Source organism: Micromonospora sp. U56 (genome assembly GCF_018070095.1).
In the GTDB taxonomy this organism is placed as follows: domain Bacteria; phylum Actinomycetota; class Actinomycetes; order Mycobacteriales; family Micromonosporaceae; genus Micromonospora; species Micromonospora purpureochromogenes.
Genome location: NZ_JAGPYL010000031.1, coordinates 48,183 through 55,321, shown reverse-complemented (window position 1 = coordinate 55,321; position 7,139 = coordinate 48,183). Strand labels below are relative to the sequence as shown.

Annotated in this window: 11 protein-coding genes; 6 read left to right on the top strand and 5 right to left on the bottom strand. The window is 73.6% G+C overall.

Translation table 11 applies throughout. From position 1 onward, the window contains the following. Positions 1–181 precede the first annotated feature (181 nt). From KBX37_RS13690 to KBX37_RS13675, 4 genes are all read right to left on the bottom strand, one after another. Entirely contained in the window at positions 182–1,423 is a 1,242-nt protein-coding gene (locus KBX37_RS13690) for an RNA polymerase sigma factor (RefSeq protein ID WP_210776274.1), read from the bottom strand. Then, positions 1,423–1,818, bottom strand: a complete 396-nt coding sequence (locus KBX37_RS13685) for a YciI family protein (RefSeq protein ID WP_247657964.1) — start codon at positions 1,816–1,818, stop codon at positions 1,423–1,425. The genes KBX37_RS13690 and KBX37_RS13685 overlap by 1 nt, the downstream gene beginning before the upstream one ends. 87 nt (positions 1,819–1,905) lie before the next feature. Further along, positions 1,906–2,097, bottom strand: coding sequence for a DUF397 domain-containing protein (locus KBX37_RS13680; RefSeq protein ID WP_210776272.1), 192 nt, complete (start codon positions 2,095–2,097; stop codon positions 1,906–1,908). Next, the gene (locus KBX37_RS13675) at positions 2,088–2,888 is read right to left on the bottom strand and encodes a helix-turn-helix transcriptional regulator (protein ID WP_210776271.1); all 801 of its coding nucleotides are present in this window, start codon (positions 2,886–2,888) and stop codon (positions 2,088–2,090) included. The genes KBX37_RS13680 and KBX37_RS13675 overlap by 10 nt, the downstream gene beginning before the upstream one ends. A 328-nt stretch (positions 2,889–3,216) precedes the next feature. On the opposite strand from KBX37_RS13675, the gene KBX37_RS13670 reads away from it, so the two are divergent. Next, positions 3,217–3,435, top strand: coding sequence for a hypothetical protein (locus KBX37_RS13670; RefSeq protein WP_210776270.1), 219 nt, complete (start codon positions 3,217–3,219; stop codon positions 3,433–3,435). 26 nt (positions 3,436–3,461) lie between these two features. Next, positions 3,462–3,680 carry a flavin reductase gene (locus KBX37_RS13665; protein ID WP_210776269.1) on the top strand — a complete coding sequence of 73 codons (219 nt, stop codon included), beginning with the start codon at positions 3,462–3,464 and terminating at the stop codon, positions 3,678–3,680. A gap of 8 nt (positions 3,681–3,688) precedes the next feature. Here the strand turns inward: KBX37_RS13665 and KBX37_RS13660 are convergent, their stop codons facing one another. Beyond that, complete coding sequence (locus KBX37_RS13660) at positions 3,689–4,495, bottom strand: class I SAM-dependent methyltransferase (protein WP_210776268.1); 807 nt, start codon at positions 4,493–4,495, stop codon at positions 3,689–3,691. 250 nt (positions 4,496–4,745) lie between these two features. Here KBX37_RS13660 and KBX37_RS13655 point away from each other — a divergent pair, with 250 nt between their 5' ends. The 4 genes from KBX37_RS13655 (at position 4,746) to KBX37_RS13640 (ending at position 7,117) form a co-directional block, all read left to right on the top strand. Further along, positions 4,746–4,949, top strand: coding sequence for a hypothetical protein (locus KBX37_RS13655; protein ID WP_210776267.1), 204 nt, complete (start codon positions 4,746–4,748; stop codon positions 4,947–4,949). A 19-nt stretch (positions 4,950–4,968) separates the two neighbouring features. After that, positions 4,969–5,484, top strand: a complete 516-nt coding sequence (locus KBX37_RS13650) for a hypothetical protein (RefSeq protein WP_210776266.1) — start codon at positions 4,969–4,971, stop codon at positions 5,482–5,484. A 103-nt stretch (positions 5,485–5,587) separates the two neighbouring features. Beyond that, positions 5,588–6,346 (top strand): neutral zinc metallopeptidase, encoded by a 759-nt coding sequence (locus KBX37_RS13645; protein ID WP_210776265.1) that lies wholly within the window; start codon positions 5,588–5,590, stop codon positions 6,344–6,346. Between the two features lie 123 nt (positions 6,347–6,469). Next, positions 6,470–7,117 (top strand): HAD family phosphatase, encoded by a 648-nt coding sequence (locus KBX37_RS13640; RefSeq protein WP_210776264.1) that lies wholly within the window; start codon positions 6,470–6,472, stop codon positions 7,115–7,117. Positions 7,118–7,139: the final 22 nt, after the last annotated feature.

Sequence of the window (7,139 nt, the reverse complement as noted above, 5' to 3'; positions counted from 1 at the left end):
GGGACGGGCTCCGCCGAGGTGTACGTGGGCATCGTCGGCGCCGACGTCGTGCTGACCCGCTGGGCGCCGGGGCGGACCGAGCTGGTCACCGTCGAGCCGGGCGCCGGGAGTCGCCGGGTGCTGACCACGCTGCCCGACGCCACCAGGGTGCTGGTGCCCGGCCGCCAGTGGTGAGACCGGCTCAGTCGGCGTCGGCCAGGCGGGCGGCGCGGGCGTACAGGTAGCGCTGCTGCGGCAGGTTCATCGACCGCCGCGCCGCCTCCTCGTACGCCGCCCGCGCCGCGCCGAGGTCGCCGGTCCGTTCCAGCAGGTGCGCGCGGGCGGCGGGCAGCCGGGGGTCGGCGGCGAGCCGTGGGTCGGCCGCCAGCCCGGTGAGCAGGTCGAGCCCGGCGGACGGGCCGCGGGCCATGGCCACCGCGACCGCGTGGTTCAGCGCCACCACCGGGTTGTCGGACAGGCCGGTCAGCACCGCGTAGAGCGCCTCGATCTGCGGCCAGTCGGTCTCCTCGGCGCTCGGGGCCTCGTCGTGCAGCGCCGCGATCGCCGCCTGCACCTGGTACGGCCCGACCTCGCCGCGCGGCAGCACCGCGCTGACCAGCGCGACGCCCTCGGCGATCTGGTCGGCGCGCCACCGGCTGCGGTCCTGCTCGGCCATCGGGACCAGCTCGCCGTTCGGCCCGGCCCGGGCCGGCCCCCGCGCGTCGGTGAGCAGCAGCAACGCCAGCAGCCCGGTCACCTCGGCGTCGTCGGGGAGCAGCCGGTGCAGCATCCGGGTGAGCCGGATCGCCTCGGTGGAGAGGTCCACCCGGCGCAGCAGCGGCCCGGCCGTGCTGGCGTACCCCTCGTTGAAGATCAGATAGAGCACGTGCCGGACGGCGGCCAGGCGGGCCTCCCGGTCCGGCCCGCTGGGCAGGCCGAACGGCACGCCGCTGTCCCGGATGCGCTGCTTGGCGCGGGTGATCCGGCGGGTCATCGTGCCCTCCGGGACCAGGAACGCCCGGGCCACCTCGGCGGTGCTCAGGCCGCCGACGGCCCGCAGGGTCAGCGCGATCTGCGCGGCCGGGGGCAGCTCCGGGTGGCAGCAGAGGAAGAGCAGCACCAGGCTGTCGTCCTCGGGGGACCGGCGGTCCGCCGGGGGAGCGAGCCACTGCTCGGGCGGCAGCCGCCGGGCGACGTCGTCCTCGCGCCGCCGCCGGGCCTGCTCGCTGCGGAGCAGGTCGGTCAGGCGACGCGCCGCGACGGTGATCAGCCAGGCGCACGGGTCATCGGGTACGCCGTCGACCGGCCATCGGGTCGCGGCCGCCAGCAGCGCCTCCTGGGTGGCGTCCTCGGCGGTGTCGAAGTGCCCGTAGCGGCGCACCACTGCGCCGAGGACCTGCGGCGTCAGGCGGCGCAGCAGGTCCTCGACGGCGTCGGCGGTCATCAGCCGTTCAGGTCCTCGATGCCCTCGGCGACCGGCCGCACGTCGACGTACTCGCCCTCGGCGTCCGGGTTCGCGAACCGCGCGGCGATCTGCGTGGCCCGGTCGAAGCTCTCGCACTCCACGATCGTGAAGCCGGCCAGCACCTCCTGCGTCTCCGGGTAGGGGCCGTCGGTCACCACGGGCGCACCCTCGCGCAGCCGGACCCGCCGGGCGTGCACCGGGGCGGTGAGTCCCCGGCCGTCGACCAGCTCGCCCGACTCCGCGATCTCCTTGTGCACCGCCTCCATGTGGGCGTGCATCGCCGCGACCTGCTCGGGCGACATCGGCGGCCGGTCGTCGGCGGGACGGCCCGCCATCGCGTCGTAGTCCCGCTGCGAGCCGTACAGCATGATCATGTACTTCACGTGTCACTCCTCTCGACCGGCCCCGGGTGGGCCGTCACCGGGAACGTCGGAGCCGCCGGGCCGACGCGGACAGGGCGGTCAGGGCCGCGCGGTGACGTGGGCGAGAAACGCGTGCCAGGCGGTGGGGGCGAAGGCGAGGGTCGGTCCGGTCGAGTCCTTGGAGTCGCGGACGGCGACCACCCCGGGGAGGTTGTCGGCAACCTCGACACAGTTGCCGCCGCTGGTACCGCTACGGGTGGATTTCCGCCACCGTGCACCGGTTAGGTCCATTGATTCGCTACTTCCTTGATCAGGTCCAGTGACTGCCGCCGCGACAGGGCCTCGTTGCGGACGCTCTCCCACCGCTGGAAGAGCGTATCCAGCTCCGACGGCCGGTCTACGACATCGCCGCCCAGCTGGCTCTCCAGGTGGCCGACCCAGCTCCCATCGGCCATGTGTGCCAACGACAGCGGCCCGGACAGTCCCGCGTGGAGACCGACCTCGGGTGGAATGACGTGAATGCTGATGTGGGGTCGCTCGGCGCAGGCTACAAGCTTCAACAGCTGCTCACCCATCAGTTTCTCGCACCCGTCCCCGGTGCGTCGGACTGCCGCCTCGTCGACGACCACGACGAGTTGAGGCGGTGACTCCCGCTCCAGGATCGTCTGCCGTTCGACGCGTGCGATCACCCGGCGTTCGACCTCGTCCTCGGTGAGGCGCGGATCCAGTCGCAGTACGGCGCGAGCATAGGCCTCGGTCTGCAGGAGACCCGGGACCAGGTTCGGCTCGAAGTACCGGAGCTGCGTCGCCCCGCGCTCGGCGTCGAGCCACGGCAGAAACCACGACGGTGCACCGAGCTTGGACACCAGGCGCTCGAATAGGCCACCGCTGGTCAGCGCGCGATCGGCTCCCTTGATGAAGTCCATCGTCAGGGCGCGAGTGCCGCCTTCAACGGCGCTGACGTGTGACGCGCTGAAACCCGCGGCTCGGCCGAATGCCTCCTGGGTCAAGCCGGCGGCCCCGCGGGCCCGGCGTATCTCGCCCACGATGAAGGCGGCGAGCGGACTGGGAACGTCTGCCATTCAAGGTGCCCCAAACTGGTGATCGACTACTCATGCCGCCACAGGTCTGACGCTCGTTCCGTCAGCTCAGCCCGGACCCGCAGGATGCCTTCCGAGCGTAGTGCCCTCCACAGCAGAGTGTCACCAGCGCTACCGCTGGCGATGGTCCGAGCCGTCAGCGGAACTTGCTCGGGGCCGCCTCGGCGATGAGGCGGGACGGCCCCTTCCGACATCCCGAGGAGGCCGCTGTGCTGTTCCGCTTCTGGCGCCGCAAGCCCGAGACCCCGATCCCGCTTTCGTGCCTGCTGCCTGGCAGCGCACGGTTCAGGCGGGCGAACGGAGGCCGCTGGTGACCGTCGGCGACGTGATCACGGTCCCCGAGGATTCCTACCGCTTCGGCACCCGGCCGCTCGTCATGCACGTCTGTGAGGTGCTGGACCGGCGCGAGGTCAATGGCGCGCTCTGGGTCGAGCTGGTCGGCCGCGACGTACGGCCCGACGGTTCCGTGGACCTGCGGCAGCGATTCGCGCTCGTCCGGCTGGACCGGACAGTGGTGGTCAGAAGGTGAGCCGGCAATCTCGACCGCACCTCCCGATGCGCCCCCTGTGGCGGTGTCGGGCCTGCGGCGCGGAGTGGCCCTGCCAGCCGGCGCGGCTGGCGCTGCTGGTCGAGTACCGCGAGGACCGCGTCGCGCTGCTGGTCTACCTGAGCACCTTGATGGCCGAGGCCGGCGCGCAGCTCTCCCAGCTCAACGGGCACGCGGTGCCGGAGAACCTCACCGAGCGCTTCCTGTCCTGGGCCCGGGCCCGTTAGTCGGCACGTCAGCTCACCCCACCGGAGGCGAGTAGCGCGGCGGTGGGCAGGGCGAGCAGCCCGTCGGCATCCCGGTAGCGGGCGGACAGTTCCAGGTAGCGGCGCCGCAGCGCCTCCCGGGTCGCCGGCGGCTGCCGCTGCAGCAGCAGCCCCGGCATCCCGAGGCCGCTGGCCGGTCCGGTCCACCACTCGTCCGGGTCGGCCCGGTGCGTCCAGGTCAGCGTCCGGCATCGCACGTCGGCCAGCCCCGCCCGGACGAGCAGGTCGGTCAGCCCCTCCTCGGTGCGCAGGAAGTTCCGCTCTGCCGCCACCCTCGGCAGCTCACCACCGTCCACCTCGGCGAACACCTCACCCCAGAGCCGTTGCAGCGGCGGGTGCGGCGAAGGCCAGACGGTGACGGCGATCCGGCCGCCGGGGCGTACCGTGCGGCGCAGCCCGGCCACGGCGGCGGCCGGATCGCCGACGTGGTTGAGCACGAAGTTGGCCACGGCGGCGTCCACCGTGCCGGTGCCCACCGGCAGGTGCGGCAGGGCGGCCCCGACCAACCGGGCCTCAGGCACCGCGCGGCGGGCGGCGGCCAGCATCGACGGCTCGGCGTCCAGCGCGACCACCGCCGCGCCGCGCCCAGCTGCCAGCGCCGCGACCGTGCCGGTCCCGGTGCCCACGTCGAGCACCCGCACGCCGGCCCCGGCGCCCGCCGCGTCCAGCAGGGCCCGCGCCGGGTACGCGCAGAGCCGGGCGAACGTGGGCTCGTACGCCGTCGCGCGTCCCGCCCAGCGTTCCCGTTCGTGATCGTCGAAACTGGTCCCCGTCATGGGCGCGCAGCCTAGCGTTCCGGGTCTACCGTGGATGAATGACGACGACCTGGGTGATACTCGGGGCGCTCGGCGCGGTCCTGGCGGCGGCGGTCGGTTGGGTCGCCTGGCGCGACCGGGAGCGGACTGCCTCCGCGGAGGACTGGACGGCCGGGCAGGCTGCGCTTGCGGAGCAGCAGCGATACGAAGCAGGCCGACACTCCACCCAGGGCCACGTCACCCATCATGGCCACAATTCCGGAGGATCCTTATGACGACCTGGGCGATACTCGGGGCGCTCGGCGCGGTCGTGGCGGCGGCGGTCGGGTGGGTCGCCTGGCGCGACCGGCAGCGGACGGCCTCGGCGGAGGACCCGGGCGCCCGGCAGGCGGCGGTGATGCGGCAGCAGCGCTACGAACAAGGCCGGCACTCCTCGCAGAGCGACATCACCGGTCGGGCCGAGCGCCAGTCCTGATGATCGTTATCCTCCGCCGGTGACGACCTGGACCCGTCGGGTGCCGTGGCTGTTGGCCGCCGTCCCGATCCTGGTGCTGCTGGCCGCCTGTGGCGGCGTCGCCTGGCTGGTCGGCGGGGAGGTCGCCGCCGACCGGACCTGTCCCGACCGGCTGGCGGCGGACAAGGCCAGGATCCACACCGACCGCGGGTTCCCCGCCGAGCACCTGCCCGGCCTCGGCGACTTCCTCGACGTGCACTGGCAGGTCGACACCGAGGCAGACCCGTGCTCCCGGGTCCCGGGGCCGACGGACTGGATGTACCAGGGATTGGTGCGACTGCGCCCGGCCGACGCGCGGGCGCTGGCCGCCGCGTACCCCTGGGAGCCGGCGACCGCGGAGCCGGCGGTGTGGCCCGGGTTGTCCCCGTACGTGCCGGCGGGCGTGCGGTGGCGGCACAGCGCGGCCTACGACGAGGGTGCCCCCGGCAGCCGGCACATCGAGCTGCACCTGGACCCGGACCGGGCAGTGGCGCTGTTCCGCCTCTGGGACAGCTGAGCGCCGGCCGTCCGCCCATGGTCCCGGCGGCCGTCGCCCGGCATGATCAATCCACGGTCGGGGTACACCGACCGCATCGGCCGCGACGCCTGGGAGGGCAACTGTGACGGCACGCTCGGGATCGCAGTCGCGCGGCTCGCTCGCCGCGGCCGTGGTGGCGCTGGTGGTGGCGGCCGGTTGCGCCGTCGGCGGGGTGGGGGAGAGCGGCCCGCAGGAGCCGCGGGAACCGGCGCCGGGCCAGTCCCGGCAGGCCGCCTCGCCGGGCCCGCAGACCACCCGGGCCGACGGCACCACCAGCGTCGAGGAGTTCAAGACCGACATCGGCGACGCGGTGAACATCGCCGAGGACTACTGGGGCGCCCAGTTCAAGGCCTCCGGCCAGCAGTTCCGGCCGATCCGCCGGATCGTCCCCTACCAGCGCGAGGGGGAGGTCGCCTGCGGCGGCCAGGCGCTGCCGCGCAACAACGCCGTCTACTGCTCCCAGGGTGACTTCATCGCCTACGACGTCAACTGGTCGGTGGCCGCGTTCCGCCAGGTCGGCGACGCGTTCGTGTTCTACCTGCTCGGCCACGAGTACGCCCACGGCATCCAGGCACGCCTCGGCATCCGCAACAACTTCACCATCCAGCAGGAGTTGCAGGCCGACTGCATGGCCGGGGCGTACCTGGGTGACTCGGTCCGCTCGGGCGTGCTGAAGCTGGACACGGGCGACCTCGACGAGTTCCGCGAGGGGCTGCTCGCCGTCGGCGACGACCCTGACCAGCCGTGGTTCGCGGAGGGCTCCCACGGCACCGCCGAGCAGCGCACCGACTCGTTCTTCCGCGGCTACGAGAACTCCCTCGACGCCTGCGACCTCGGCTGAGCGGGATCGCCCACATCACCTTTGGCGGGGAGGGCGGAGGGCCGCCCGGGTCGGGCTGGAAGGATCGCCCCGACACCACCCGGCCGGAGGAGGCCCCCGCTGAGCAGCCCACACCCCGCCGCCGTGCTCTTCGACATGGACGGCACCCTGGTCGACAGCGAGAAGCTGTGGGACGTCGCGCTACGCGAACTGGCGGCCGAGTACGGCGGCACGCTCTCCGACGCCGCGCGGCGCGCGGTTATCGGCACGAGCATGGCCGAGTCGATGCGGATCGTGCACGACGACCTCGGCCAGCCGGAGCGGGACGTGCAGGCCAGCATCGACTGGATCAACGCCCGCATCCTGGAGCTGTTCCGCACCGGGCTGCGCTGGCGGCCCGGCGCGCTGACCCTGCTGCGGGCGGTACGCGCCGCCGGCATCCCCACCGCGCTGGTGACCTCCAGCGGGCGGCCGCTGGTCGAGGTGGCCCTGGACACCCTCGGGCGGGACAGTTTCGACGCGGTGGTCTGCGGTGACGAGGTGGACCTGGCCAAGCCGCACCCGGAGCCGTACCTGACGGCGGCGCGGCTGCTGGACGTGCCGATCGGCCGGTGCGTGGCGATCGAGGACTCGCCGACCGGGGTGGCCAGCGCGCTCGCCGCCGGTGCGGCGGTGCTGGCGGTGCCCGCGGAGGTGCCGATCGCGCCGATCGACGGCGTACACCAGGTGGAGAGCCTGACCGCGGCGGACCTGGAGCTGCTGGCCGCGCTGCTCGGCGAGCCGCCGGCCTGAACCACGCGCGAAGGGGGCCCCG